This is a genomic window from Pseudomonas sp. 2995-1 (assembly GCF_002742505.1).
In the GTDB taxonomy this organism is placed as follows: Bacteria; Pseudomonadota; Gammaproteobacteria; order Pseudomonadales; family Pseudomonadaceae; genus Aquipseudomonas; species Aquipseudomonas sivasensis.
Genome location: NZ_LJSA01000458.1, coordinates 102,189 through 126,102, shown reverse-complemented (window position 1 = coordinate 126,102; position 23,914 = coordinate 102,189). Strand labels below are relative to the sequence as shown.

At 59.4% G+C, this 23,914-nt stretch carries 23 protein-coding genes; 12 read left to right on the top strand and 11 right to left on the bottom strand.

The genetic code is table 11. From position 1 onward, the window contains the following. Positions 1-106 precede the first annotated feature (106 nt). From AOA61_RS24455 to AOA61_RS24420, 8 genes are all read left to right on the top strand, one after another. Positions 107-997, top strand: a complete 891-nt coding sequence (locus AOA61_RS24455) for an NAD(+) kinase (RefSeq protein WP_032887076.1) — start codon at positions 107-109, stop codon at positions 995-997. Next, the gene (locus AOA61_RS24450; RefSeq protein ID WP_032887073.1) at positions 997-1,968 is read left to right on the top strand and encodes a metallophosphoesterase; all 972 of its coding nucleotides are present in this window, start codon (positions 997-999) and stop codon (positions 1,966-1,968) included. The genes AOA61_RS24455 and AOA61_RS24450 overlap by 1 nt, the downstream gene beginning before the upstream one ends. Continuing rightward, positions 1,965-2,834, top strand: a complete 870-nt coding sequence (locus tag AOA61_RS24445; protein ID WP_032887072.1) for a rhomboid family intramembrane serine protease — start codon at positions 1,965-1,967, stop codon at positions 2,832-2,834. Before AOA61_RS24450 ends, AOA61_RS24445 begins: the two co-directional genes overlap by 4 nt. 14 nt (positions 2,835-2,848) lie before the next feature. After that, positions 2,849-3,109 (top strand): YeaC family protein, encoded by a 261-nt coding sequence (locus AOA61_RS24440; RefSeq protein ID WP_032887070.1) that lies wholly within the window; start codon positions 2,849-2,851, stop codon positions 3,107-3,109. Beyond that, positions 3,106-3,936, top strand: coding sequence for a DUF2797 domain-containing protein (locus tag AOA61_RS24435; protein ID WP_032887068.1), 831 nt, complete (start codon positions 3,106-3,108; stop codon positions 3,934-3,936). The genes AOA61_RS24440 and AOA61_RS24435 overlap by 4 nt, the downstream gene beginning before the upstream one ends. A gap of 13 nt (positions 3,937-3,949) precedes the next feature. Further along, positions 3,950-6,607: an aminopeptidase N gene (pepN, locus tag AOA61_RS24430; RefSeq protein ID WP_099602908.1), complete on the top strand. Its 2,658-nt coding sequence runs from the start codon at positions 3,950-3,952 to the stop codon at positions 6,605-6,607. A gap of 39 nt (positions 6,608-6,646) precedes the next feature. Continuing rightward, complete coding sequence (gene zapE / locus AOA61_RS24425) at positions 6,647-7,750, top strand: cell division protein ZapE (protein ID WP_099602907.1); 1,104 nt, start codon at positions 6,647-6,649, stop codon at positions 7,748-7,750. A gap of 172 nt (positions 7,751-7,922) precedes the next feature. Next, positions 7,923-8,414 (top strand): GNAT family N-acetyltransferase, encoded by a 492-nt coding sequence (locus AOA61_RS24420; RefSeq protein WP_095185912.1) that lies wholly within the window; start codon positions 7,923-7,925, stop codon positions 8,412-8,414. Between the two features lie 100 nt (positions 8,415-8,514). On the opposite strand, the gene AOA61_RS24415 is transcribed toward AOA61_RS24420, so the two are convergent. From AOA61_RS24415 to AOA61_RS31600, 4 genes are all read right to left on the bottom strand, one after another. Further along, positions 8,515-8,724 (bottom strand): hypothetical protein, encoded by a 210-nt coding sequence (locus AOA61_RS24415; protein WP_095185911.1) that lies wholly within the window; start codon positions 8,722-8,724, stop codon positions 8,515-8,517. A 144-nt stretch (positions 8,725-8,868) separates the two neighbouring features. Next, the gene (locus tag AOA61_RS24410; RefSeq protein WP_099602906.1) at positions 8,869-11,097 is read right to left on the bottom strand and encodes a TonB-dependent siderophore receptor; all 2,229 of its coding nucleotides are present in this window, start codon (positions 11,095-11,097) and stop codon (positions 8,869-8,871) included. Positions 11,098-11,211: 114 nt separating this feature from the next. Continuing rightward, on the bottom strand, positions 11,212-12,969 hold the full coding sequence (locus AOA61_RS24405; protein WP_032887059.1) for a phosphoethanolamine transferase CptA: 1,758 nt from the start codon (positions 12,967-12,969) through the stop codon (positions 11,212-11,214). A gap of 161 nt (positions 12,970-13,130) precedes the next feature. Then, positions 13,131-13,310, bottom strand: a complete 180-nt coding sequence (locus AOA61_RS31600) for a DUF6026 family protein (RefSeq protein WP_256226376.1) — start codon at positions 13,308-13,310, stop codon at positions 13,131-13,133. Between the two features lie 272 nt (positions 13,311-13,582). Here AOA61_RS31600 and gnd point away from each other — a divergent pair, with 272 nt between their 5' ends. The 3 genes from gnd to AOA61_RS24390 are packed head-to-tail and all read left to right on the top strand — an operon-like array spanning position 13,583 to position 16,907. Then, the gene (gene gnd, locus AOA61_RS24400; RefSeq protein WP_032887058.1) at positions 13,583-14,566 is read left to right on the top strand and encodes a phosphogluconate dehydrogenase (NAD(+)-dependent, decarboxylating); all 984 of its coding nucleotides are present in this window, start codon (positions 13,583-13,585) and stop codon (positions 14,564-14,566) included. Further along, positions 14,563-16,086 carry a glucose-6-phosphate dehydrogenase gene (zwf, locus tag AOA61_RS24395; RefSeq protein WP_099602905.1) on the top strand — a complete coding sequence of 508 codons (1,524 nt, stop codon included), beginning with the start codon at positions 14,563-14,565 and terminating at the stop codon, positions 16,084-16,086. Before gnd ends, zwf begins: the two co-directional genes overlap by 4 nt. Continuing rightward, complete coding sequence (locus tag AOA61_RS24390) at positions 16,083-16,907, top strand: HAD family hydrolase (protein WP_099602904.1); 825 nt, start codon at positions 16,083-16,085, stop codon at positions 16,905-16,907. The genes zwf and AOA61_RS24390 overlap by 4 nt, the downstream gene beginning before the upstream one ends. Before the next feature lie 67 nt (positions 16,908-16,974). Here AOA61_RS24390 and AOA61_RS24385 read toward each other — a convergent pair whose 3' ends face one another. Continuing rightward, a complete protein-coding gene (locus AOA61_RS24385) occupies positions 16,975-17,235 on the bottom strand; it encodes a hypothetical protein (RefSeq protein ID WP_032887053.1) in 261 nt (86 codons plus the stop codon). 357 nt (positions 17,236-17,592) lie between these two features. Between AOA61_RS24385 and AOA61_RS24380 the strand changes: the two genes are divergently transcribed. Further along, positions 17,593-18,918 carry a sigma-54 dependent transcriptional regulator gene (locus AOA61_RS24380; RefSeq protein ID WP_032887052.1) on the top strand — a complete coding sequence of 442 codons (1,326 nt, stop codon included), beginning with the start codon at positions 17,593-17,595 and terminating at the stop codon, positions 18,916-18,918. A gap of 109 nt (positions 18,919-19,027) precedes the next feature. Here AOA61_RS24380 and AOA61_RS24375 read toward each other — a convergent pair whose 3' ends face one another. From AOA61_RS24375 to AOA61_RS24350, 6 genes are all read right to left on the bottom strand, one after another. Then, complete coding sequence (locus tag AOA61_RS24375) at positions 19,028-20,335, bottom strand: autotransporter outer membrane beta-barrel domain-containing protein (protein ID WP_099602903.1); 1,308 nt, start codon at positions 20,333-20,335, stop codon at positions 19,028-19,030. A gap of 49 nt (positions 20,336-20,384) precedes the next feature. Then, a complete protein-coding gene (locus AOA61_RS24370; protein WP_095185906.1) occupies positions 20,385-21,128 on the bottom strand; it encodes a hypothetical protein in 744 nt (247 codons plus the stop codon). 38 nt (positions 21,129-21,166) lie between these two features. Further along, positions 21,167-21,847, bottom strand: coding sequence for a C39 family peptidase (locus AOA61_RS24365; RefSeq protein WP_032887048.1), 681 nt, complete (start codon positions 21,845-21,847; stop codon positions 21,167-21,169). Between the two features lie 61 nt (positions 21,848-21,908). After that, complete coding sequence (locus tag AOA61_RS24360) at positions 21,909-22,652, bottom strand: hypothetical protein (RefSeq protein ID WP_099602902.1); 744 nt, start codon at positions 22,650-22,652, stop codon at positions 21,909-21,911. A 67-nt stretch (positions 22,653-22,719) separates the two neighbouring features. Beyond that, positions 22,720-23,268, bottom strand: coding sequence for a hypothetical protein (locus tag AOA61_RS24355; RefSeq protein WP_032887046.1), 549 nt, complete (start codon positions 23,266-23,268; stop codon positions 22,720-22,722). Then, complete coding sequence (locus AOA61_RS24350; protein WP_095185904.1) at positions 23,268-23,693, bottom strand: hypothetical protein; 426 nt, start codon at positions 23,691-23,693, stop codon at positions 23,268-23,270. Before AOA61_RS24350 ends, AOA61_RS24355 begins: the two co-directional genes overlap by 1 nt. Positions 23,694-23,914 lie beyond the last annotated feature (221 nt).

Genomic DNA, 23,914 nt, shown 5'->3' with positions numbered 1-23,914 from the left:
GAACCATTGTCATCAAGGCTTGGCGATGACAAAGGATTTTGTCTGAGGCGGCCTTTCGCCCATAATCGTTTCTTTTTTGCCACACCCCATATCCCGCAGGAGCCCCATGGAGCACTTTCGCAATATCGGCATTATCGGTCGCCTGGGCAGTACCCAGGTGCTGGACACCGTCCGCCGGCTGAAAAAATTCCTGCTGGATCGCCACCTGCACGTGATCCTCGAAGACACCATCGCCGAGATTCTTCCTGGCCACGGCCTGCAAACCTCGTCGCGCAAGATGCTCGGCGAAGTGTGCGACATGGTCATCGTGGTGGGCGGCGACGGTAGCCTGCTCGGTGCCGCGCGGGCGTTGGCGCGGCATAACGTGCCGGTGCTGGGGATCAACCGGGGCAGCCTGGGGTTTCTCACCGATATCCGCCCCGATGAACTGGAAGTCGAAGTGGCCAAGGTGCTCGACGGCCACTACCTGGTGGAAAACCGCTTCCTGTTGCAAGCCGAAGTACGCCGTCACGGCGAAGCCATCGGCCAGGGCGATGCCCTCAACGATGTGGTGCTGCACCCCGGTAAATCCACGCGGATGATCGAGTTCGAGTTGTACATCGACGGCCAGTTCGTGTGCAGCCAGAAGGCTGACGGCCTGATCGTCGCCACGCCCACCGGCTCCACGGCCTACGCGCTGTCGGCCGGCGGGCCGATCATGCATCCCAAGCTGGATGCCATTGTGATCGTGCCGATGTATCCCCATATGTTGTCGAGCCGGCCGATTGTGGTCGATGGCAACAGTGAGCTGAAAATCGTGGTGTCCAAAGACATGCAAATCTACCCGCAGGTTTCCTGTGACGGGCAGAACCACTTCACCTGCGCCCCCGGTGACACCATCACCGTGAGCAAAAAGGCGCAGAAGCTGCGGTTGATCCACCCGCTGGACCACAACTATTACGAAGTGTGCCGCACCAAGTTGGGCTGGGGCAGCCGCTTGGGGGGTGGAGGCGACTGATGCTCGATCCCGCGCGTAGCTACGACCTGATTGGTGACGTGCACGGTTGCGCTCATACCCTTGAGCACTTGCTCGACCAAATGGGTTACCACAAGCAGGGCGGCACCTGGCGCCATCCGTCGCGCATGGCGGTGTTCCTCGGCGATATCATCGACCGTGGCCCACGCATTCGCGAGGCGCTGCATATCGTCCACGACATGGCCGAGGCCGGCCAGGCGCTGTGCATCATGGGCAACCACGAGTTCAACGCTCTGGGCTGGACCACGCCGGCGCCACCGGGCAGTGGCAAGCAGTTCGTGCGTGAGCACAACCCACGGCATGCGCGGTTGATCCAAGAGACCCTGACCCAGTTCGAACACCACCCGGCCGACTGGCACGACTTCCTCGGCTGGTTCTACGACATGCCGCTGTTTGTCGATGCCGGGCGTTTCCGCGTGGTGCATGCGTGCTGGGACGACGGCTTTATCACGCCGCTGCGTGCGACCTTCCCGGATGGCTGCATCGACCAGCACTTCCTGCAGGCCGCTGCCGTCCCTGGCAGTTTTGCCTGCAACGCCTTTGACCGCCTGCTGCGCGGCACCGACATGCGCCTGCCCGATGGCCTGACGCTCACCGGTGGCGACGGTCTGACGCGTTCGTTCTTCCGCACCAAGTTCTGGGAAGACGACCCGAAGACTTACGGCGACATCGTGTTCCAGCCCGACGCACTGCCCGAGCCGGTGGCGCGCACGCCGCTGTCCTCCAGTGAAAAAAATTCACTGCTGCGCTATGGCGTCGACGAGCCGTTGCTGTTCGTCGGCCACTACTGGCGCAGTGGCAAACCGGCGCCGATCCGCGACAACCTGGCTTGCCTGGACTACAGCGCAGTGCTGTACGGCAAGCTGGTGGCGTATCGCCTGGATCAGGAAACCCGCCTCGATCCACGTAAATTCGTATGGGTCGATGTTGAGCGGCCCGAGGTCATCACATGAGTACCGTGGCTGTACTGCGCCTGCCCCTGAGTGTCGATCTGGGCGGCTTCGTCAAACTGCTGCAACGCATGCAAGTGCCCCATCGCGTCAGCGAAGAGGCGGGCGAGCAGGTGTTGTGGGTGCCCGAGACCATCAGCGACGACGTGCGCGTGCTGTACCAGCGGTTTCCCGCCGGTGACCCCGACCAGCAACTGGATATCCCTGAACAGGCGCCGATGACGCGTCCGAGTTTTGCCCAGCAAGTGCGTCACAGCCCGGTTACGGCGTCTGTGCTGCTGGCGAGCATTATCGTCGGCGCACTGACCTTGCTGGGGGACAACCTGCAAGCCGTCGCCTGGCTGACGTTTTTGCCGTTCCGCATCCTGGGCGAGTACATCCAATTCACGCCGCTGGCCGACAGTTTGGCGTCGGGGCAGTGGTGGCGGTTGGTTACGCCGATGTTGATCCACTTCGGCATCCTGCACCTGGCCATGAACGGCATGTGGTACTGGGAACTGGGACGGCGTATCGAAGCACGCCAGGGCAGTGTCAACTTGCTCGGTTTGACCGTGCTGTTCAGCCTGGTCTCCAACTACGCTCAATACGCTTACGGTGGCCCCGGTTTGTTCGGCGGGTTGTCGGGCGTGCTGTATGGCCTGCTCGGGCATTGCTGGATCTTTCATTTACTCTCGCCGAATCCGGCTTATCGCCTGCCCCGTGGCGTGCTGGCGATGATGCTGATTTGGCTGGTGCTCTGCATGTCGGGGCTGGTCTCTATGATCGGCTTCGGCGAAATCGCCAACGCAGCCCACGTGGGCGGCCTGGTTATCGGTTGCCTCACCGGTTTGCTGGGTGGGCTGTACAGCCGCCGCAAATCGTCTATTTGATAAGGAAGAGCCTAATGTCCTCTTTTGCTGAAATGATCGAAAACATCACCCCGGACATCTACGAGAGCCTCAAGCTCGCCGTGGAAATCGGCAAGTGGTCCGATGGCCGCAAGCTCACCGCCGAACAGCGTGAACTGTCCCTGCAAGCGATGATCGCCTGGGAAATCCAGAACCTGCCGGAAGACCAGCGCACCGGCTACATGGGCCCGCAGGAATGCGCGTCCAAATCCGAGCCGGTGGCGAACATCCTGTTCAAGTCGGATGCGATCCATTGATTGAAATTGGTCGCGGTGCAGTCAGCAAAATGTCGGCGCAACTCGGTGAGCCGACCGTTCAATACGCGTTTCGCCTGGGCGAGACCGAGGTGCCGGTCAACCCATTGATCGGTACCCATATCCGCCTGGAGTACCTCGGCGCCATCCATTGCAGCCATTGCGGCCGCAAGACCAAGACCAGCTTCAGCCAGGGTTATTGCTACCCGTGCATGACCAAGCTGGCCCAGTGCGACCTGTGCATCATGAGCCCCGAGCGTTGCCATTACGACGCCGGCACTTGCCGTGATCCAGGCTGGGGCGAGAAATTTTGCATGACCGACCACGTGGTTTACCTGGCCAATTCATCGGGGATCAAGGTCGGCATCACGCGCGCCACCCAACTGCCGACGCGCTGGCTGGACCAGGGCGCGAGTCAGGCGTTGCCGATCCTGCGAGTTGCCACGCGCCAGCAGTCTGGCTTCGTCGAAGACGTGCTGCGCAGCCAGGTGGCCGACAAGACCAACTGGCGTGCATTGCTCAAGGGCGACGCACAACCCGTAGACCTCAAGCAGGTGCGTGACGAACTGTTCGCTTCCTGCGCCGAAGGCTTGGAAAACCTGCAGGAACGCTTTGGCCTGCAAGCCATCCAACCGGTGACCGACATCGAGCCGATTGAGATTCGCTACCCGGTGGAGCAGTATCCGGCCAAGATCGTCAGCTTCAACCTGGACAAGAACCCGATTGCCGAAGGCACGCTGCTGGGGATCAAGGGCCAATACCTGATCTTCGACACCGGCGTTATCAATATTCGTAAGTACACGGCCTACCAGCTCGCCGTGCACCAGTAGAAGGATGCCACCCATGCGCACCGAACAACCGAAGATGATTTACCTGAAGGATTATCAGGCGCCGGACTACCTGATCGATGAGACGCACCTGACCTTCGAGTTGTTCGAGGACCACAGCCTGGTCCACGCGCAGCTGGTGATGCGCCGTAACCCCGAGCGTGGCGCGGGCCTGCCGCCGTTGGTGCTCGATGGCCAGCAGCTGGAGCTGGTGAGCGTGAACCTGGCCGACCAGGAACTGACGGACGCTGACTACCATCTGACTGATAGCCACCTGACCGTGCACCCGACGGCGGCGACCTTTACCCTCGATACCACGGTCAAGATCCACCCGGAAACCAATACCGCTCTGGAAGGCCTGTACAAATCCGGCAGCATGTTTTGCACCCAATGCGAGGCCGAAGGCTTCCGCAAAATCACCTATTACCTCGACCGCCCGGATGTGATGAGCACCTTCACCACCACGGTGATCGCCGAGCAGCACAGCTACCCGGTGCTGCTGTCCAACGGCAACCCGATTGCCAGCGGCCCCGGTGAAGACGGCCGCCACTGGGCGACCTGGGAAGACCCGTTCAAGAAACCCGCCTATCTGTTTGCCTTGGTGGCCGGAGATTTGTGGTGCGTCGAAGACAGCTTCACCACCATGACCCAGCGCGAAGTGGCGCTGCGCATCTACGTCGAGCCAGAAAACATCGACAAGTGCCAGCACGCCATGACCAGCCTGAAGAAATCCATGCGCTGGGACGAAGAAACCTATGGCCGTGAGTACGACCTCGACATCTTCATGATCGTCGCGGTGAACGACTTCAACATGGGCGCCATGGAGAACAAGGGTCTCAATATCTTCAACTCCAGCGCCGTGCTGGCCCGCGCCGAAACCGCCACCGATGCCGCGCACCAGCGCGTCGAGGCCATCGTCGCCCACGAATACTTCCACAACTGGTCGGGCAACCGCGTGACCTGCCGCGACTGGTTCCAGCTGTCGCTCAAGGAAGGCTTCACCGTGTTCCGCGACTCCGGCTTCTCGGCTGACATGAACTCGGCCACGGTCAAGCGTATCCAGGACGTGGCATACCTGCGGACCCACCAGTTCGCCGAAGACGCCGGCCCGATGGCCCATGCGGTGCGCCCGGACAGTTTTATCGAGATCTCCAACTTCTACACCCTGACTGTTTACGAAAAGGGCTCGGAAGTGGTCGGCATGATCCACACCTTGCTGGGCGCCGAAGGCTTCCGTAAAGGCAGCGACCTGTACTTCGAGCGCCACGACGGCCAGGCCGTGACCTGCGACGATTTCATCAAGGCCATGGAAGACGCCAACGGCGCCGACCTGAGCCAGTTCAAGCGCTGGTACAGCCAGGCCGGTACACCGCGTCTGGCGGTGAGCGAGTCGTACGATGCCGCGGCGAAGACCTACAGCCTGACCTTCCGCCAGAGCTGCCCGGCAACCCCGGACAAGGTCGAGAAACTGCCGTTCGTGATTCCAGTTGAGCTGGGCTTGCTGGACGGGAAGGGCGCCGGTATCGCCTTGCGCCTGGCCGGTGAAGCAGCGGCGGGTGGTACGTCCCGCGTGATTTCGGTGACTGAGGCCGAGCAGACGTTCACGTTTGTCGACATCGCTGAACAGCCGTTGCCGTCGCTGCTGCGTGGCTTCTCTGCGCCGGTGAAACTGAGCTTCCCGTACAACCGCGATCAGTTGATGTTCCTGATGCAGCACGACAGCGACGGCTTCAACCGCTGGGATGCCGGCCAGCAACTGTCGGTGCAGGTGTTGCAGGAACTGATTGGCCAGCATCAGGCGGGCCAGGCGCTGAAAATGGATCAACGCCTGATCGACGCGCTGCGTACGGTACTGAGCGACGAAAGTCTGGATCAGGCGATGGTCGCGGAAATGCTCTCGTTGCCGGGCGAAGCCTACCTGACAGAAATCAGCGAAGTGGCGGATGTGGATGCGATCCACGCCGCACGCGAATTTGCACGCAAGCAACTGGCCGACAACCTGTTCGAAGGGCTGTGGCTGCGTTATCAGGCCAATCGCGACCTGTCCAAGCAAACCCCATATGTGGCAGCGGCCGAGCACTTTGCCCGTCGCGCCTTGCAGAACATCGCCCTGTCGTACCTGATGCTCAGCGGCAAGCCTGAGGTGTTGGCGGCCACCCTGGAGCAGTTCGACACCAGTGACAACATGACCGAGCGCCTGACCGCGCTGGCGGTGCTGGTGAACTCACCGTTCGAGGCGGAAAAAGCCCAGGCGTTGGCGGTGTTTGCCGAGAACTTCAAGGACAACCCGTTGGTGATGGACCAGTGGTTCAGTGTGCAGGCCGGCAGCACCTTGCCGGGCGGGCTGGCGCGGGTCCAGGCGTTGATGGAACACCCGGCGTTCACGCTCAAAAACCCGAACAAAGTGCGTGCACTGATCGGCGCCTTTGCCGGGCAGAACCTGATCAACTTCCATGCGGCGGATGGCTCCGGCTACCGCTTCCTGGCGGATCTGGTGATCCAGTTGAATGGCTTCAACCCGCAGATTGCGTCGCGCCAGTTGGCGCCGTTGACCCGCTGGCGTAAATACGACAGCGCGCGACAGGCGCTGATGAAGGCCGAGCTGGAGCGCATTCGTGGTTCGGGCGAGCTGTCGAGCGATGTGTTCGAGGTGGTCAGTAAGAGCCTTGCGTAAGTTCGAAGGTTAAGAAAACGGCCTGTCAGGAGTGCGTGCATGACTTTCGACTCGCCTCTCGCTGCCTATCAACACGCCATCGCCCAGCAGGGCTTCGTCTCTGACGATGCCCAGCGGCGGGCGGTGGATGCCCTTCAAGCCTGCCATGAGGCTCTGCACCAAGGGCGTGCACCGGTCACCGGTGTCTACCTGTGGGGGCCGGTGGGTCGGGGCAAAACCTGGTTGATGGACCAGTTCTACCAGAGCCTGCGAGTGCCGGCGCGGCGTCAGCACTTTCATCACTTCATGGGGTGGGTGCATCAGCGTTCATTCGAGCTTACTGGCACCGCCGACCCGTTGCAGGCCCTGGCGCGAGAGCTGAGCAGGGCGGTGCGCGTACTCTGCTTTGACGAGTTGTTCGTCAATGACATCGGGGACGCGATTATCCTGGGGCGGTTGTTCCAAGTGATGTTCGAGGAAGGCGTGGTGATGGTTTGCACCTCCAATCAGCCTCCCGACCAACTGTATGCCGATGGCTTCAACCGCGAACGGTTTTTGCCGGGTATCGCAGCGATCAAGCAGCATATGCGGGTGGTGGCGGTGGACGGCGGTGAAGACCATCGTTTGCATCCAGGTGTCGGCATGCAGCGTTATTGGGTGAATCAGCCCGAGGCGCTTGCGGCTGTCTTCACGCAATTGGCAGAAGGGCAGGTGGTGAGCCACGAGCCGGTCGTTGTCGGTCACCGTAGCATCGTGACGGTGCGGTCCAGTGACAGCGTGCTCTGGTGTCGTTATGCCGACCTGTGCGAACAACCCTTGGCCGCTATGGACTTCATGCTGCTGTGTGATCGCTTCAAGGCGATTTTACTTGGCGAGGTGCCTGACCTGAGTGCGCAGCAGCGCCCGGGCCGGATTGCCCGAGGCACCGAAGACGGCGCCCAGCGGGTGGTGGCGGGTGATCGCGAATTGCCGCAGTTGTCGGTGCACGACGACAGCGTGCGTCGGTTCATCGCCCTGGTGGATGAGTGCTACGACCGCAAGGTGCCCCTGTTCATCGAGGCCCGAGTGCCGCTGGAGCGCCTCTATACCCAGGGCTACCTGGAGTTTCCCTTCCGCCGCACCCTGAGCCGGCTGCAGGAGATGCAATTGCAGCGTTTCGGCTAAGGCGTGCAGGGCAACCTCCTAAATCTGCCGCCAGCGCTTTTTCGTCGGCATGAACCTCGCGCTTTCTGGCAGATATTTGTAGTTTTTCTCCTTCATCTACCGCCGACTCCACGCTTACAATCGAGCCCCTCAAAGGGAGCCGATTCCCTTGTTGTCGTGATCGAGGAAGGCAATGGAAACCCCAGATATCCTGGTGCTGCAAGCCAGCTACACCAACCCCGTGCACGCTGAAGCCATAGGCCGCGTGCTCAACCACTACGCACAAGACCCCATGGGCGGAAGCCATAGCCTGCCCGCTGACCTTCTAGAACAACTGCCAGCCGAATTGGCCAAGCGCCCCCATGCCTTCAGTGTGCTGGCGTTCGTCGGCGGCGTGCCGGCGGGGCTGGTGAATTGTTTTGAGGGGTTCTCCACCTTTGCCTGCCGTCCACTGGTCAACATTCATGACGTGGTGGTGATGAATGAGTTCCGCGGCCTGGGCCTGAGTCAGAAAATGCTGCAAAAGGTCGAGGAAATTGCCCGCCAGCGCGGTTGCTGCAAGATCACCCTGGAGGTGCTTGAGGGTAATGCTATTGCTCAGTCGGCGTACCGAAAGTTTGGCTTTGATGATTCAAAGTTTGATCCGGCTCATGGCCGTATGCTGTTCTGGAACAAGCCGCTTTAATAAATAACAGGCAAAAAAAGGGCGCCATTAAATGGCGCCCAATAAACCTTTGCCAACGGAGCGGAATGGCCCAGGGTGTTGCGGATTAACTAAACATTAATTAACTCTTCGGTTGTTCCTGATTGGTGGTGCTGGTCTTGGAAGACGTATCGTCGGCGGATGCTGTTTGCTCGTTAGTGCCGTGAACCTTCTGCTGCATGAAGGTGAAGTTGTTGTAGTACTCCTTCGCGCGCTCCGAGCCATCTTCTGCAAAAGCGGCGGCGGAGGCTAGGGTCATCAGGCTGGCAAGCATCAAAGTCGAGAGTTTCATCGGGGTATTCTCATTAAGTGTGATCGGTTATCCGTTCTGTCCTTGAGCAGATTCATGGGGCGATTTTGCAGCGATCTTATTAAGTGGGAATTAACTCGAGAAACGTCCGAAGTTAACAATTTCGTTAACTTCGGGTTGTGCGCTTTAAAGTCTCCAGTCCAAGGCCAACGTAATGGCGCGCGGGTCACCCCAGTACACGCCGTTATAGAAGCCGACACGCTCGTAATATTTTTTATCAAACAGGTTGTTGACGTTAAGCGACGCTGAAACATGGTCGTCGAATTGATAGCGGGACATGAGGTTAACCACGGTGTAGGCCTGCTGCGTGATTTTTGCCCGGGTGGTGATCGGGTCGCCATCGGTATCGCGCGCACCGGTCGGTCGATTGCTGAAATCATAGAAATCGCTTTGCCAGTTCACGGCGCCGCCGACGGTGAGGTTGCGCCATGTACCCGGCAGGCGGTAAGCGCTGGATACTTTCAGCAGGTTCAGCGGCTGACCCGTGTTATTGCGGTTGCCCGAACCGTTGACCGAATGGGTGTAGGTGTAGCCTGCCGTGAGGTTCCAGTCGGGCATCACTTCCCCGGACGCTTCCAGTTCGAAGCCGTTCACTTTGTTGCCTTTGCCGCCTGACTTGTAATATTCCTCGCCGGTCCTTGGGTTGCGTGGCACCGAGTAATCGCGCTCGGCAACGTTGTCCTGGGTACTCCAGAAATACGCCGCCGCCAGGTTCAGGCGCTCTTGCAGCACACTCCCCTTGATGCCCACTTCGTAGTTGCTGCCCACCACCGGCTCAAGGAATTTCTTGTTGGCATCCTTGAGGCTTTGGGGTTTGAAAATATCGGTGTAGCTGGCGTAGACGGTGTACTCCGGCGTTATGTCGTAAAGCAGCCCGGCATAGGGCGTCCACATGTCGTTGTGGGTCTGGCTGGTTTTGCCAGCGGCGGTCAGTTGGTCGTTGTCGTCGTATCGGGGGGCCGCGCTTTTCAGTTCCCAACTGCCATAGCGGCTGCCCAGTACCGCATGCAGGCGGTCGGTGAGACTCAGTCGCGTGGCCAGGTAGCCGGCCTTCTGTTCCTTGCTGCTGTGTTCGCCTTTGAGGCCGGTGACGGTGTCGCCGAACTTAGCGATCCCGCCCATGTATTTCCAGTCTTCAATGCTGTAGTAGCCGGCTGGGATGTTCTCGCGCATAAACGGCGAACTGTCCCGTTGCGCGGCCTCGCCGTAGCCCATCATCAAGGCGTGTTCGCGGCCCAGCAACTGATAGCTGCCGGCCAAGTTGAGGTCGATGGCTTCCATCCGCGAGGTGCCGCGCATGTGGCTCGCCCAGGCGGTCATGCCGCTGCGGTCGTCGTTGGGGAAACCCGAGCCGCCATAGTAGACCTTGCCATCTGTGTCGCTCTGGCGATGGGTGTAGGCGGCTTTGATATGCCAATCGCCACCCAGTCGATGTTCGAGGGTCGCGAAAGTGGTCTTGTCCGTCAGCGGCCAGGAACTCCAGTGCGCGGCCATGTTGGTGGAGCGCGACAGCCCGGCCTTGCCGCCCTGGCTGTTCCAGTACGGCACGGTGCCCCAGGAAGTGCCCTGGACTTGTTTGTTCTGGTAATCAAAACCTACGGCCAGCACGGTGTCTTCTGACAGATCGCCTTCGAGAATGCCGTAGCCGACCTCCCGCTGTAGCTCATAGTTGTCACGGAAGGATTGGCTGTCGCGATAGGCCAGCACGGTACGCCCGCGCAACTTGCCGTCGAACGCCAGCGGGCCGCCCACGTCCACGTAGCTGTAATAGTTGTCATGGCTGCCCGCGCTTACGCCGGTTTTCGCCTGCCACTGGGCGGTGGGGCGCTTGCGCACCATGTTGATAGTGGCTGAAGGGTCGCCCGCTCCGGTGGTCAGGCCCGTGGCGCCGCGCACCACTTCGATGTGGTCGTAGATGATGGTGTCAGCGTCGGACTTCATGTAGCCGAAGGTGTTGAGCATCCCGTCAATCTGGAAATTGGTGATGCCATAGCCGCGAGAGGAGTAGGACACGCGGTCTGAGTCGTTGTGCTGCACGTTGATACCGGTGGTCTGGCGCAGCACGTCGGTCAAGGTATTGAGATTGAAATCGTCCATCTGCTGGCGCGTGATCACCGAAATCGACTGCGGGGTTTCTTTCACGGACAGGTTGAGGCGGGTGGCGGTGCTCATCGAACCGGTGGTGTAGGCACCGGTGTGCTCAGTGGTCGCGCCCAGGCCTTCGGCGGTGATGCGGGTAGCGCCGAGTTCGAGTTGGGTCTGTTCGGGGTCGGTTTCAGCCAGCAGGTCCGGGCTCAGCGCGGCGCTGCACAGGCCGAGCGTGAGGGTCATGGAGCGGGTAATTGGCGCGAACATCGCGTGAGACTCCTTGTCGTCTTTGCGGCCACCCCGGAAAGGGAAGGCCTTGGCTCAAAGACGAAAGGAGGAGCGGAACTTTAGGGTTAAACGAGAATGATTGTTATCTTTCTGTTACGAACCCGGCGCTTCCTGGAGCACCACATCGGTCGGGCCAACCTTCTTCGGCTTGATCAGGCTGAAGTCGATCAGGGCCTTCTGCTGGCGCAAGTACGGGTTGCCGATCAGTTGCGGACGTGCTTTGAAACTGTCGCTCACCAGGCTTTTGCTGCGGTCGATTTCATCGGAGCTCAACCCGGCCAGGTCGGCCCAGGTGTGGATCAACTGCGAGCTGGTGTAAGGGCGTTGCAGATCGCCGGCGAAACTCCAGTCATGGCTCTCACGCCATTTCGGCGAGGCGTAGGCCATGAAGGGAATGGTGTACATCGGCGCAGTCGGTTTGCCTTCGTTACGTCCCAGTGTGGCGTGGCCGGCGGAGTCGAATACGTCTTCACCGTGGTCGGACAGGTATAGCAGGAAGCCGTTTGGATCGGTCTTGGCGTAATCCTTGATCAGGCTCGACACCACGAAGTCGTTATACAGCACGGCATTGTCGTAGCTGTTGTAGGTGGGCAATTGATCATCGCTGATGCCGGCCGGTACGCCTTGGCGATCGGTGAATTTGTCGAACGTCGGCGGGTAGCGGTACTGGTAACTCATGTGGGTGCCGAGCAGGTGCACCACAATGAACTTGCGCTCCGCTGGATCGGCCAGGGCCTTGGAGAATGGCGCGAGGACGTCACCGTCGTATTGGCGTGCGTTCTGGTTGCGGTTGTTGTTCAGGTACACCTGTTCGTCGGCCTGTTCGGAAAAGGTCGTGAGCATGGTGTTGCGCTTGGTCATGGTCTGCTGGTTGGTGATCCAGTAAGTCTTGTAGCCGGCCTGTTTCATCACGCTGACAATCGACGGGGTTTTCAGGTACAGGTCCGGGTTCTCTTCATCGGCGAACGTCAGCACCTGTTGCAGCGCTTCGATGGTGTAGGGGCGCGGGGTGATGACGTTGTCGAACACCGCCAGTTGGTCGCGCAGTTTGTCCAGTTCCGGCGTGGTGTTGCGCGGGTAACCGTAGAGGCTCATGCGCTGGCGGTTGGTGGATTCGCCGATGACCAGCACCAGGGTCGAGGGCTGGCCGGCCATGGTGTCCTTGAGATTGGTCAAGGGCGCAATCTGGCTGGCGCTGTCGAGCATGCCTTGCATGTTGTCGAGTTGTTCGGTGTAGCGGCGATAGGCGACGATCATCTGCCAAGGCACGGCAGGCTCGATGCGCGATTCAAAGCGGTCGATGGCGTCGTCCAGGGTGTCGCTGCGGGCAATTTGCTTGACCAGCGGGTATCCGACAATGGCCACCAGGATCGCCGTTGCCGCCACCAGGGCTTGGCCGCGCGGCAGGTACACCGGTCGCACGCGGGTCCACAGGAAAACCGCGACGGCGGTGTGGGCAATAAAGGCCAGCACGATCCACCAAGCGAAGTATTGGGTGGCGTATTCACCGGCTTCAGAGATGTTCGACTCGAACATGATGAAGATGACGCTTTGGGAAAACTCCTGCTGGTAAATGAAGAAGTAACCCAGGCTTGCCATGGAGCAGGCCCACAGCACCACGCCAATCAGGGCGGCGAGCAAGCGCGTACGGCGTGGGAAAACGAGCAGGGGGGCGAGCCACAGTGCGCTCATGAAGAACGCTTGGCGAAAACCACTGAAGCCGGACGTGCCGCTGAGCTGGATCAGCAGTTGTGTGATGCCGGAGAAGTACCAGAAAAACAGGAATAGCCAGCCAAGACCGGCCCAATCAAAGCCTTTCGCAGACTTAGTGCTGCGTTCGAACATCGCCATCCAGCGCTCCAACCCGGTAGTTTTTCAATCACGCGCAGGGCTGCGCGCAATAGAGGCCACCCTTGCATTGGGGTGGCCCTTGTGGGCGGGAGTATCGGGAAGTGCGTGTGAAAACTTTGTGAGATTTGTGTAGCCGTTATCTTACAAAGTCATGACAGGGCTCAGCAGAGCGCAGGTTGCGCGCCGTAAGGCTGATCCAGCTGGGCTTGAATGATATGAGCACGCAGGCGCATGACCTCCTGCTGCAACTGCTCGCGTTCGTCTTTCAACTGGCGCAGTTCATCGCGACGGAGCGTGACGTAGAGGGTCTGGGGAGGACGGGTCATCTGTGCAGTGCTCATTGCTTACCTCGCAAATAGCCGGTGTGTCGCGGTGTGCCAGAACGCTTGAGTCGAGGTTCTCGGCAACAGTCGGAAGCAATTCTGAATTCTTTTTCAGCGCAATGGAACTTTTTTATTTTTGGTGGTCCTGTGACTTTTGGTGCTGTGATGCTGAAACGATGGCAACTTTTTTGTCATGAAACTACATCGATCTGCCCCTGACTAACCCTCATTAGCCTCATTGCGCTATAAACTATGTCACACATTTATTTAGTAGTTAGGAGCATCAGCACATGCAACTGGGGATTATCGGACTAGGCCGCATGGGCGGGAATATTGCACGGCGCCTGATGCTCAATGGGCATACCACCGTTGTTTTCGACCGTAACGAAGCATTTGTCAAAGGCTTGAGCGAGGAGGGCGCCACTGGCGTTGCCGACTTGAAAGCCCTGGTTGCCGGGCTGCAAAAGCCTCGCGCCGTGTGGGTGATGTTGCCAGCAGGCGACCCCACTGAAAACACCATCAATGAACTCAGTGAGCTGCTCGAAGACGGTGACGTGATCATCGACGGCGGCAACACCAACTATAAGGATGACGTTCGTCGCGGCAAGGCGTTGGCGCAAAAGGGCCTGCACTACGTTGATGTCGGCACCTCTGGCGGCGTCTGGGGCCTGGAACGCGGCTATTGCATGATGATCGGTGGCGATACCGAGACCGTGCAACGCCTTGACCCTATCTTCGCCGCATTGGCACCGGGCCTGGGCAATATCCCGCGCACCAAGGACCGTTCCGCCTCCGCAGATCCGCGCGCCGAGCAGGGTTATATCCACGCCGGTCCTGCGGGTTCCGGGCATTTCGTCAAGATGATCCACAACGGCATCGAGTACGGAATGATGCAGGCCTTCGCCGAAGGTTTTGACATCCTCAAAACCAAGAACTCGGACAACCTGCCGGAAGACCAGCGTTTCGACCTCAACGTTGCCGATATCGCTGAAGTCTGGCGCCGTGGCAGTGTGGTTTCGTCCTGGTTGCTGGACCTGACCGCCGACGCCCTGGCCACCGACCCGAAACTTGAAGGCTACTCGGGTTCCGTCGCCGACAGTGGTGAAGGCCGCTGGACCATCGAAGCCGCCATGGAACAAGCCGTGCCGGTGCCGGTGCTGTCCACCTCGTTGTTCGCGCGGTTCCGCTCGCGCCAGCAGAGCACCTACGGTGACAAGATGCTGTCTGCCATGCGCTTCGGCTTTGGTGGTCATGTGGAGACTTCCAAAAAATGACCGCTAACGGCAAGAAACCCAAGGCCGAACCCGCACCTCCAACCACGCTGTTTCTGTTTGGCGCCCATGGCGATCTGGTCAAGCGCCTGCTCATGCCGGCGCTGTACAACCTCAGTCGTGATGGCCTGTTGGGCGATGGGCTGCGCATTGTAGGCGTTGATCACAACGCCATCAGCGATGCCGACTTCGCCAAGAAACTCGAGGATTTCATTCGCACCGAGGCTGCGAGCAAGGTCAAGGGTAATGGCGAGAACGCTTTGGACCCGGACTTGTGGGCGCAGTTGGCCAAAGGCATCAGCTACGTCGAGGGTGATTTCCTCGACGACAGCACCTACGCCGACATCGCTAGGAAAATCGCCGACAGCGGCACCGGCAACGCTGTGTTCTACCTGGCCACTGCGCCCCGCTTCTTCAGTGAAGTGGTGCAGCGCCTGGGCAGTGCCGGATTGTTGACGGAGACTGATGACAGCTTCCGGCGTGTGGTGATCGAAAAGCCGTTCGGCTCCGACCTCGCCACCGCCGAAGCGCTGAACGCCAGCTTGCTCAAGGTGATGAGCGAGAAGCAGATCTACCGCATTGACCATTATCTGGGTAAGGAAACCGTACAGAACATCCTGATCAGCCGTTTCTCCAACGTGCTGTTCGAGGCGTTCTGGAACAACCATTACATTGATCATGTGCAAATCACCGCCGCCGAAACCGTTGGTGTGGAAACCAGGGGTAATTTCTTCGAAAAAACCGGCACCCTGCGGGACATGGTGCCGAACCACCTGTTCCAGTTGCTGGCGATGGTGGCCATGGAACCGCCCGCCGCATTTGGTGCCGACGCTGTGCGCGGTGAAAAGGCCAAGGTGATTGGCGCGGTACGGCCGTGGTCCCTGGAAGATGCGCGGGCCAACTCGGTGCGTGGGCAGTACACCGCTGGCGAAATCGGCGGCAAGTCGTTGCCGGGCTACCGGGAAGAAGCCAACGTCGCGCCCGACAGCAGCACCGAGACGTTCGTTGCCCTCAAGGTGATGATCGACAACTGGCGCTGGGTCGGTGTGCCGTTCTACCTGCGTACCGGTAAGCGCATGAGCGTGCGCGACACCGAAATCGTGATCTGCTTTAAGCCGGCGCCTTATGCGCAGTTCCGCGATACCGAGGTTGATGAGCTCAAGCCCACCTACCTGAAAATCCAGATCCAGCCCAACGAAGGCATGTGGTTTGACCTGCTGGCTAAAAAGCCAGGGCCGACCCTCGATATGGCCAACATCCAATTGGGCTTTGCCTACAAGGACTTCTTCGAGATGCAACCGTCGACCGGGTACGAAACCCTGATCTACGACTGCATGACCGGCGATCAGACCTTGTTCCAGCGGGCCGACAATATCGAGAACGGCTGGCGTGCCGTGCAGCCATTTCTCGATGCGTGGAAGGAAGACGATGGCATCCAGGCTTACAAGGCCGGTGAAGACGGTCCTGCTGCTGCGGATGCGTTGCTGGCCCGCGATGGTCGCACTTGGCACACCCTGGGATGAGTGATGCCGCGATTCATCCCATCCGTTTCATCCTCAGCGACGTGGACGGCACGTTGCTGCACCCAGATCACCGTCTGAGCCAGCGTACGGTCGATGCGGTCAGTGCGTTGCGCGAGGCGGGGGGGTTTTTCAGCCTCGCCAGCGGGCGACCGCCCAAAGCCATGCTGCACCTGATCGAGACCTTCGGGATCGATGTGCCGGTAGCCGGTTTTAACGGCGGCACCTTGATCAACCCGGATGGCAGCATCCTGGTTGCCCACCATCTGCCGGCGGAGGCGGCGCTGGTCGCACTGGCGATGTTCTCGGCCGAGCCGGACGTGGAACCATGGGTATTTGCCGACGGCGATTGGCTGCGCCGTGGCCCGCCAGGCCCGATGGAACCGCGCGAAGCCCATGGCCTGGGGTATGGGCCAGTGGTGGTGGAGAGTTTTGAGCCGTACCTGGATCGGATCGACAAGATCGTCGCCGCCAGCAACAACGCGCAGTTGTTGGTGGAACTGGAGGCGCGTTTACAGCCCAAGGTGCAAGGCCTGGCGCAGGTATCGCGTTCGCAACCGATTTATCTGGATGTGACGGCCATGCTGGCCAATAAAGGCGAGGCCTTGAAGACCCTGGCGGCGCACCTTGGGGTCCCGCTGGAGCAGACGGCGGCCATCGGCGATGGGGGAAATGACCCGGCGATGTTTCAGGTAGCCGGATTATCGATTGCCATGGGGCAGGCGGAAGAAACCGTCAAGCGCCAGGCCAATGTGGTCACCGGTAGTAATATTGATGACGGTGCTGCAGAGGCAATCGAGCGGTTTATTCTCGCCGCGCGATAAACGTCTTAAGTTCAGTTGCCCAACTTCCGATCAGTGTCTTGCAGTGATCGGAAGTTGGTGCAGCAACTTACTTAGGCATGGCCCAGGACTGCAACTGGTAGCCATCTTTGTCGAGTTCGGCACGGGCCTGCAACAGCAGGTCTTCCAATTGCGCCGGGTCGCTGTAGGTGTTCGATGACAGTTGTTTGCTGCCAATACGGGTATTGGTGCGGTCGATGACGCTCAGGCTCAAGGCGCCGTTGCCATCGTGCCAGGCCACGCACTGAAAGGGCTGAAAAGCACGGTCTGCGATCAAAAGAGCTTCGTTGATGCGGAGCGGGGCGTTCATGTGGGTCTCTCTCTAAATGCCCATTCAAGTGAGTACCGGCGGTTGGGCTGACCGTGCGGCGGGTTACTTGTACTGATGCACGATGACGGGGTACGGGTCACATGTTAGAGCAACAAATTTTAACTTTTCCTGATGACTGTCATGTAAGCGGCTGTTTTGAAAGCTGAATGAAAGTTTTAGCCGTGCCCAACTTTTTTTGATGGGCGCGACAGTGGGTGGCTTTTTGCCCGCACTTATAGCGAAACGGTACAAGGCCCGCGTCAAGATTTTGCTAGTGTTAGCGCTGAGCGCCACAAACCGTTGTTTCTAAATAACTTTACCTCCAGCAATCAACAATTTTGGCGCCAAGGAATAGTCATGGTTGTTACACCTGCGCAACGCCGCTTGCTCGTGGTCGATCCTTGTGATGACTGCCATGGGCTATTGCCCGGTTTGCGCACGGCAGGTTGGGAGGTGGACAGTTGTGCTTTGGAGGCGGTGGGCGACCGGTCGTGTGACTTGGGTTTGCTGCGGTTGCAGCCCTATCACCTGGAGCGCCCCGAAGCGGTCAAGGAATTGATCGGCCGCAGCGGCACCGAGTGGATCGCTGTGCTCAGCCAGGATGTGCTGCGTTTGCAGAATGTCGGTGATTTTGTCTGCGAGTGGTTCTTCGACTTCCATACCCTGCCGTTTGACGTCGCGCGCGTGCAGGTTACCCTCGGCCGGGCCTTTGGCATGGCGCGCTTGCGCGGCAAGGGCAATACACCTGTAAATGAGCCGGAGCACGAACTGCTCGGCGACAGTCGGCCGATTCGCGAACTTCGCAAGCTATTGGCCAAGCTCGCACCCACCGAGTCCCCGGTTTTGATCCGTGGTGACAGTGGCACCGGTAAAGAACTGGTGGCCAAGACCTTGCATCGCCAATCCCAACGCCACGCCAAGCCCTTTGTCGCGATCAACTGCGGCGCGATTCCTGAACACCTCATCCAATCCGAACTGTTCGGCCATGAGAAGGGCGCCTTCACCGGCGCCCATCAGCGCAAGGTCGGGCGCATCGAAGCGGCCCATGGTGGCACGCTGTTCCTTGATGAAATCGGCGATTTACCCATGGAACTGCAAGCCAATCTGCTGCGGTTTCTCCAGGAGAAACAGGTTGAGCGCGTCGGCGGTAGCCAGCCTATCCCCGTGGATGTGCGGGTACTGGCGGCAACTCACGTCGACCTCGAAGCCGCTGTGGCCAAGGGGGCTTTTCGTGAGGACTTGTACTACCGACTCAATGTGCTGCAAGTGGTCACTGCGCCGCTGCGCGAGCGCCACGGCGACGTAGCGATGCTGGCCAACCACTTCTCACGTTTCTACAGCCAGGAAACTGGCCGCCGTCCGCGCAGTTTCAGCGAGGACGCGCTGGTGGCGATGGGGCAACACCCGTGGCCGGGCAATGTGCGCGAGTTGGCCAACCGCGTGCGTCGTGGCCTGGTACTCGCCGAAGGGCGGCAGATCGAGGCTATTGATCTGGGATTGATCAGCGAACAGGCAATTTCGCCACCCCTGTCTACACTGGAAGACTACAAACACCGCGCCGAACGCCAGGCGCTGTGCGATGTGCTCAACCGGCACAGCGATAACTTGAGTGTCGCTGCCCGCGTCCTGGGAATTTCCCGGCCAACGTTCTATCGGTTGCTGCACAAACACCAGATCCGCTAGGGCGGGTAAACCGAAAAGCCCCGCAACGACCCTTATCGTTGCGGGGCTTTTCCTTTTATTACGTTATCGGAGCAAGCTCCTTCGCCTCAGGAATACGCCGTCGGATCAGTTAAAAGTAATACGGAAACTTCAGGCTAAACGTAAAGTCCGGCGCATCATCCGTCATCCCAATCGCCAGGTTCGGCACGATCGTCAAATTATCCGATGCCGCGATCGTCATCCCCACGTTGAAGTACCCGGCGTTCGCATCACTGGACACCACCGACTGCCAGTCGCCACCATTAGGCTTGAGCCGACTCTTGCGCTGCACCAGGTCCGACACCGAGAACGACATACTCATCTTCTCGTTGAGGGCAAAGGCCACACCGACGCCAAACTGGAAGCTGTCGCCCAGGCTGACCTTGCCGCCGACCTTCTGGTTGACGTCACTGCTGATGTCGTCGAACGAACCCTCGAAGTTGTGGGTGTACGACAGCGAGCCAAACAACACCGCCGGGTCGAAGGTCTTGACCAGGGAAATCCCCGGCGTGACCGACCAGACCCCGTTGCCCGTAGGCAGGCTTTCCGGCACGAACAGGTTGTCGTTGCCGGGTGTCTTGACCAGCTTGATACCAAACGGTTCTTTACCCGTAGGCGCCTTGACCCGCACCGACACCACGGCGTCCGGCAGATTGGGAGTTTCGTCGAGGAATTTGTACGCCACACCAAAGTTGACGTCGCCGATGGTCGGGTCGCGCGTGACCGAGGCTTCCGACGTCGCCGTGCCGTTGTTGCCGGCGCCGGCGGACTGGTAGGTGGAGTCGCGGTACACCACGGGCACGTTCACGTCGAACTGCCAGCGATTATCGAAGTTGTAGCGCCCGGTCAGGTCCAGGGTCCAGTTATCGGACTTGATCCGGTCCAGGTTGATATTGCCGAGGAAAATCGAGTCCAGCGCCAGGAAGCCGTTGAGGGTCAACTGGCGAGCATCGTAACGGGCATAGGTAATGCCGGTTTCAAAGCTGAACTTGCCATTCCCGAAAAAGCCGCTGGCTTCGTTATAGAGGTTACTCACACTTTGCGCAGGGGCCGAGTCGTCCTTGAGGGACTGGCCGTAGGAACTACCGCCGCCACCACCGGCGCCGCCGGATGCTGCTGCGGCGCCCGTGCCTGCGACCGTCGCGCCACTGGCTTTCTGAAAGTCTGCCGGGGATTTGGCCAGACGCTTGGGCGCCGGTGCCGACGGTTGATCTTCGACCTGTCGTACCCGTTGTTCCAGTACCGCCAAAGCTTTTTGCTGAACGTCATACCGCTGCTTGAGTTCTAGAAGTTCCTGTTTGAGCGTTTCTATATCGGCGTCTGGCGCGGCATACAGAACGGATGCAGGCAAGAGCGTACTTAAACAGACCACCGCACGAAGCGATAACGATCGATGCATGAAATAAGCCGTCCTTTTCTAATGCGTAAGTGTCGAGGGTCAGCGTAGTTCAATAACCGAGGGTGCGTAGGCCTTTGAGTTGGTCCAAGTTGCAGTTCAGCGCACCGTTGTTCAAACCGTTGTTATTCATCACGACGTTGAGCTGGGTCATGTTGTTGACGAAGTTGGTGTTGCCGGTCAAAACCGTACCTTGCAGCACAGTACCGCCGCCGATCTGCTGCAAACTGTTGCCCTGGTTATGGTTGGCCTGGATCGCCATCTGCAAGCCGCCATTGTTGGCCGACACACTCACCCGGCCTGCTGCGCTGTCCCCGGTAACGGTACCGCCGGCGACGAGTACTTGCCCCGATTGCACCGCGTTGGAAGGCGCGAAGCCGTTCTCGACGGTAATGCCTACGTTGTTATAGGCGGTGTTGCCATCGCCAGCGGTTCGCACGCTCTGGGTCACGCCTTGGCCACTGCCCAGCCCGGCGCCGCCTGTGACTGTGCCGGTACCGGTGTTCGGGTTGGTCCCGTTGCCGGTCGAGCCGGTGGTCTGTACGTAGAATTGTGGGGTGATGGTCGACGAGTCGACCTGCATGCTGGCCTTGCCGGTGATGGTGTCTCCCACGGCGTTGGTCCACGTGCTGCTCATGACAATGCCGAAGCTAATGATGCGCCCCGGCATGACGTAGCGGCCGCGCAGGTCGGCCATTTCCGAATCCTTGAGTTCGATCGGTTTGAACCCCGATGAAGCATAAGCGGGCATTGAGGCTGCCAGACACATGACCGTCAGCCAACGGGAAGTGTTCATCTTCTGCTCCTGGAGCGTCCTGCCCCTTATTGCGCTTCTTAGAAGAAGTCGCTCTGGATAAAACCGAAGTCCATCAGCTCGGCATCGCCTACGGGCCTGAACTCATTCAACTGGTTCTTGGCGGTCAGCGGAGTAGGCGGGTCGAGCAAGGCATTGGCCTTGTCGTAACCTTCACCCAGCACAGCGAAGACGATGCCATTCCAGCCCTTGAGGAAGTCGTCACGCGAATAGCGCTTGTGGCCCAATACCGGGTCGCCGATGTAGACCCAGTCCTTGTCCGCGCGCTGCATCACCACGAAGTGCTTGTAGCCACGAATTTCCAGCAGCACCACCACAGGGATCTTCACGGTGACCAGGGTCTCTGGTCCGATCTTGTAGCCCCGGGCACGCATGCCGATGCTTTCGAGGTAGCGCTTCATGTCCAGCATGGAAAAGCCCTGGGTACGTACCAGGTCCTGGTCTGCATTGACCAACATGCCTTTGATGACGTGATCTTCGTCCACGTCCAGCCAGTAACCCTGGCGCAGAATGGTGGCGAGTGCCGCAGCACCGCAGCTGAAATCGGTTTTCTGTTCCACCAGGTTGGCGAACCGGCGCTCACGAATACTCTCGACCTTCTTGTAGATCACTGCACCGCCAGGCAGGGCGGAGATCGCCATGTTGCCTGCCCACGTTGGGCCGGTGAGTAACATCAGGAGGGTGAGGGTCGCGAGGCGCATGATCGTGTGACCTGCTGGACACTGGAATAAAAAAGGGCCTTGTTGCCAAGGCCCCGTTGGATCAGAAGCGCACGCCGCTGGCGCAGACGGTGCAACCTTGACCGATCGACAGGCTGTTGCTGCCTTGGTTGCCCGAGCCGGATTGCAGGTTCACACCCACGTTGCCGGAGTTGCGGTTAACCGAGTTGTCGAGGCTGGAGTTGTTGGACACGTATTGAGCCTTGCCATGGCCGTACCCGTAGCTGGTAGCGGCAGTGTTCAGGTAGCTGTTGGCGAGGGAGTTTTGCTCGGTGTTGGCGGCCGCTGCGATGTTTTTGCCATCAGCAGTGGTGATTGCCAGGTTGTTTTTACCCTGGTTGCCTTGACCGGCCTGGCCGTTGTAACCCAGGTTGCCGGAGTTACCGTTAAGGGAGTTATCCGCAGAGGCGTTGTTCTGGGTGCCTTTGTTGACGAAGTTGTTCAGCGCGCTGTTTTGATTGACATCGACGACAGCGAATACTGTTGCAAAGTCACCCTTGGCGCTGGAGATGGCGCCGGAGTTGTCTGCCTGGTTACCGCTGCCCGACTGAACGTTAACACCGGTGTTGCCGCTGTTGCCGTTTACCGAGTTGTCGGCAGAGGCATTGTTTTCGGTTTTGGTGTCGTCAAACTTGTTGCCGCCGCTGTTTTGTACGTCTGTAACGACAGAGGCAACAACGCCGGTTGGTTGAGGCGCAGGGTGCCAACCACCACCTGCCTGAGCAGCAGCAGCCATGAGTGCGGCGAGAGCGAAAACCATTGGTTTCAGAGCCATTTGAGGTTTCATGGTGTTTCTCCTTGCTTCTAATTAGTTGGTTAAGTGTTGGTACGGTCTAACGAGTACTACCAAGCGTTTACTTGATAGTGATGCCTAGGGTGTTAGCCACTCGGTTCCCCACCCCGGCACTCTGGTTCACCTGAATCACTCCTCGGCTGCCTGTGAAGGCCTGGTCGCTGGTAGCGACCTGGCGGCTGCCAGTGGTGGGGGTGAGCCCTGAGTCGGTCAACTGCGTCGAGTTCTGTTGCAACAGGACGCTGTCATCAATGCTTTGCGGGCCAGGGTTGATGCTGATCCGCACGGCATTGACTGATTGGTTATTGGCCCCGGCCGACTGGTTGATACCCAGCACACCGTTGCCGTTGGTAAAAGAGGTGCCATGAATCGCCGCTTTGGCGTTCAGGGACGGGTCGACGCTGCCGTTCTGGCGCTGGATGTTGACGTTGGTGGCCTGGCCACCGAGCGCAATGGCACGGCTGTTGGACATTTGTTGCTGGTTGCCGGCCGCCTGGTTGATCGACACGACACCTTCGTATTGTTGGCCGCTGTTGTTGATCACCGCGGTGTTGTCGGCGAAGACCGGAGCGGCGGCCAGCAGGGCGAGAACGAGCAGGGAGCGGTTCATTACTTGCCCCCCATCATGCTGCCGATGTTGTTCAGCGGCGCCATGCCGCGCTGGATCGAGTCGCTGATCTGTCCACCCATGCTGCTGCCCGCACCGTGGCCGGCGGCAGAGCCGGCCCCCAGGGTGGACATGCTGTTTTGCGTGGCATGCAGGCCGGTCAAAGTGTTGTTCGTCGGAATCGCGCCGACGATGCTGGAGCCGCTGCTGATGCCGCCGATATCCATATCACTGAGCTCGCCGGTTGCACCGATGATGTCGCGGCTGGGATTGGCGTTGGCGGTGGTGGGGTAGGGGTCTTTACCGAAGGCGGCGCGACCGTACATGTGAGCCTGTACATTGCGCCCTGTCACGATCACGCCATCGCCTGCAAAGCTTGGAACACTGATGCCGACGCTGAGTACACAGCTGATCAGCAGTACGTTCATCGGACCTTGAGTGAGTGTGATCACGGCGGCATTCCCTATTCTTCGCGCTGACCCTAAACAGCGCTGTAAGGGATAGAGCAGAAGCCGTGCCGCTTTTTATTTAGTGTTTATTTTCAATAGGTTGGAATGAATCGAGGGCAAAGTGATGTCAGTGCTGTTTCATGGCTGATACACCTGCGGTCACGGCACGCGCACGCGGCCGTACCACAAACGATTCACCC

What these genes read in the sequence shown, in the direction of transcription:
- AOA61_RS24410 (WP_099602906.1), bottom strand. Translation starts at nt 11,097, where the DNA reads ATGTTCGCGCCAATTACCCGCTCCATGACCCTCACGCTCGGCCTGTGC.
- AOA61_RS24355 (WP_032887046.1), bottom strand. Translation starts at nt 23,268, where the DNA reads ATGAACCGCTCCCTGCTCGTTCTCGCCCTGCTGGCCGCCGCTCCGGTC.
- AOA61_RS24445 (WP_032887072.1), top strand. Translation starts at nt 1,965, where the DNA reads ATGAGTACCGTGGCTGTACTGCGCCTGCCCCTGAGTGTCGATCTGGGC.
- AOA61_RS24370 (WP_095185906.1), bottom strand. Translation starts at nt 21,128, where the DNA reads ATGAACACTTCCCGTTGGCTGACGGTCATGTGTCTGGCAGCCTCAATG.
- zapE (WP_099602907.1), top strand. Translation starts at nt 6,647, where the DNA reads ATGACTTTCGACTCGCCTCTCGCTGCCTATCAACACGCCATCGCCCAG.
- AOA61_RS24385 (WP_032887053.1), bottom strand. Translation starts at nt 17,235, where the DNA reads ATGAACGCCCCGCTCCGCATCAACGAAGCTCTTTTGATCGCAGACCGT.
- AOA61_RS24390 (WP_099602904.1), top strand. Translation starts at nt 16,083, where the DNA reads ATGAGTGATGCCGCGATTCATCCCATCCGTTTCATCCTCAGCGACGTG.
- AOA61_RS24415 (WP_095185911.1), bottom strand. Translation starts at nt 8,724, where the DNA reads ATGAAACTCTCGACTTTGATGCTTGCCAGCCTGATGACCCTAGCCTCC.
- AOA61_RS24360 (WP_099602902.1), bottom strand. Translation starts at nt 22,652, where the DNA reads ATGAAACCTCAAATGGCTCTGAAACCAATGGTTTTCGCTCTCGCCGCA.
- AOA61_RS24350 (WP_095185904.1), bottom strand. Translation starts at nt 23,693, where the DNA reads ATGAACGTACTGCTGATCAGCTGTGTACTCAGCGTCGGCATCAGTGTT.
- AOA61_RS24375 (WP_099602903.1), bottom strand. Translation starts at nt 20,335, where the DNA reads ATGCATCGATCGTTATCGCTTCGTGCGGTGGTCTGTTTAAGTACGCTC.
- AOA61_RS24455 (WP_032887076.1), top strand. Translation starts at nt 107, where the DNA reads ATGGAGCACTTTCGCAATATCGGCATTATCGGTCGCCTGGGCAGTACC.
- AOA61_RS24380 (WP_032887052.1), top strand. Translation starts at nt 17,593, where the DNA reads ATGGTTGTTACACCTGCGCAACGCCGCTTGCTCGTGGTCGATCCTTGT.
- AOA61_RS24420 (WP_095185912.1), top strand. Translation starts at nt 7,923, where the DNA reads ATGGAAACCCCAGATATCCTGGTGCTGCAAGCCAGCTACACCAACCCC.
- AOA61_RS24440 (WP_032887070.1), top strand. Translation starts at nt 2,849, where the DNA reads ATGTCCTCTTTTGCTGAAATGATCGAAAACATCACCCCGGACATCTAC.
- AOA61_RS24365 (WP_032887048.1), bottom strand. Translation starts at nt 21,847, where the DNA reads ATGCGCCTCGCGACCCTCACCCTCCTGATGTTACTCACCGGCCCAACG.
- zwf (WP_099602905.1), top strand. Translation starts at nt 14,563, where the DNA reads ATGACCGCTAACGGCAAGAAACCCAAGGCCGAACCCGCACCTCCAACC.
- AOA61_RS24450 (WP_032887073.1), top strand. Translation starts at nt 997, where the DNA reads ATGCTCGATCCCGCGCGTAGCTACGACCTGATTGGTGACGTGCACGGT.
- gnd (WP_032887058.1), top strand. Translation starts at nt 13,583, where the DNA reads ATGCAACTGGGGATTATCGGACTAGGCCGCATGGGCGGGAATATTGCA.
- pepN (WP_099602908.1), top strand. Translation starts at nt 3,950, where the DNA reads ATGCGCACCGAACAACCGAAGATGATTTACCTGAAGGATTATCAGGCG.
- AOA61_RS24405 (WP_032887059.1), bottom strand. Translation starts at nt 12,969, where the DNA reads ATGGCGATGTTCGAACGCAGCACTAAGTCTGCGAAAGGCTTTGATTGG.
- AOA61_RS31600 (WP_256226376.1), bottom strand. Translation starts at nt 13,310, where the DNA reads ATGAGCACTGCACAGATGACCCGTCCTCCCCAGACCCTCTACGTCACG.